This is a genomic window from Shigella sp. FC1661 (genome assembly GCF_001712525.1).
Lineage (GTDB): Bacteria > Pseudomonadota > Gammaproteobacteria > Enterobacterales > Enterobacteriaceae > Escherichia > Escherichia coli.
Genome location: NZ_MDGW01000421.1, coordinates 1 through 692 on the forward strand (window position 1 = coordinate 1; position 692 = coordinate 692).

The 692-nt window shown below is 52.2% G+C and carries 1 protein-coding gene; it reads right to left on the minus strand.

Going from position 1 to position 692, the window contains the following annotated elements; genetic code table 11:
* Positions 1–30: 30 nt before the first annotated feature.
* Positions 31–525: an integrase core domain-containing protein gene (locus BFF42_RS19445; protein ID WP_289627081.1), complete on the minus strand. Its 495-nt coding sequence runs from the start codon at positions 523–525 to the stop codon at positions 31–33.
* Between the last annotated feature and the right edge of the window lie 167 nt (positions 526–692).

A 692-nucleotide genomic window follows, 5' to 3' on the forward strand; every position in this document is an offset into this window, starting at 1 on the left:
TTGACCTGCCCCCACGATTAGATACAACACTCAGTTAGTAACGTCGGAATCTTCATTCTCAGAATGACCCTTTCTCCAGCCCGCTGCAAATTCAGACGGTGTCTGATAATTCAGCGTGGAGTGCGGGCGGCATTCGTTATAATCCTGCCGCCAGTCATTAATAATTTTCCTGGCATGAACGATATCGCTGAACCAGTGCTCATTCAAACATTCATCGCGAAATCGTCCGTTAAAGCTCTCAATAAATCCGTTCTGCGTTGGCTTGCCCGGCTGGATTAAGCGCAACTCAACACCATGCTCAAAGGCCCATTGATCCAGTGCACGGCAAGTGAACTCCGGCCCCTGGTCAGTTCTTATCGTCGCCGGATAGCCTCGAAACAGTGCAATGCTGTCCAGAATACGCGTGACCTGAACGCCTGAAATCCCAAAGGCAACAGTGACCGTCAGGCATTCCTTTGTAGAAATCATCGACGCAGGTAAGACACTTGATCCTGCGACCGGTGGAAAGTGCGTCCATGACGAAATCCATCGACCAGGTCAGATTGGGCGCCGCCGGACGGAGCAGCGGCAGACGTTCTGTTGCCAGCCCTTTACGACGTCTTCTGCGTTTTACGCCCAGGCCACTGAGGTGATAAAGCCGGTACCCCAGCTTCGGCTTCGCGGAGAATACTGATGATCTGTTCGTCGGAAAA